This is a genomic window from Roseateles sp. P5_B10 (assembly GCF_056400485.1).
In genome coordinates this window covers 1-505 of record NZ_JBFULE010001803.1, presented here as the reverse complement: position 1 = coordinate 505, position 505 = coordinate 1, and the positions used below count along the sequence as shown (strand labels likewise).

Genomic DNA, 505 nt, shown 5'->3' with positions numbered 1-505 from the left:
AGAACGGCATGAATTCGCCGGGCGCGCCGCCGCGGCAATTGTCGACGAAGGCTGCGGTGTCGCGCACGCTGCGGCTGACGCAGCCCTGGATGGAGACCAACCCGGAGAGATCCGACAGCGCTGGCGCCAGCGAATAGACGCCGCGCGAGACCTTCAGGCCGATCAGGCCGTTCACACCCGCGGGAATGCGGATCGAACCACCGCCATCCGTGGCATGGGAGATCGGCAGCACGCCGGCCGCGACCATCGCCGCAGAGCCGGCGGAGGAGCCACAGGTGGTGTAGTCGGTGTCCCAGGGATTGCGCGTGACATAGAGCTTGTTCTCAGCAGAACTGCAGACGCCGAATTCTGGCGTGGTGCTGCGGCCAATGATGTTGAGCCCGGCGCCCCGGATCTTGCCGGTCAGGAAGCTGTCCTGCGCGGGCCGGTTGCCCTGCATGATCATGGAGCCGAATTCCTGCAGCCGTCCCTTCAGGGTCGGCCCGAGGTCCTTCATCAGGTAAGG

1 protein-coding gene is annotated in these 505 nt (G+C 66.1%); it reads right to left on the bottom strand.

Annotation, left to right across the window (positions count from 1 at the left end; genetic code table 11):
• Nucleotides 1–505: amidase family protein (locus AC1DU6_RS35995; protein ID WP_477863472.1), on the bottom strand; the 505-nt coding region annotated here is incomplete at both ends.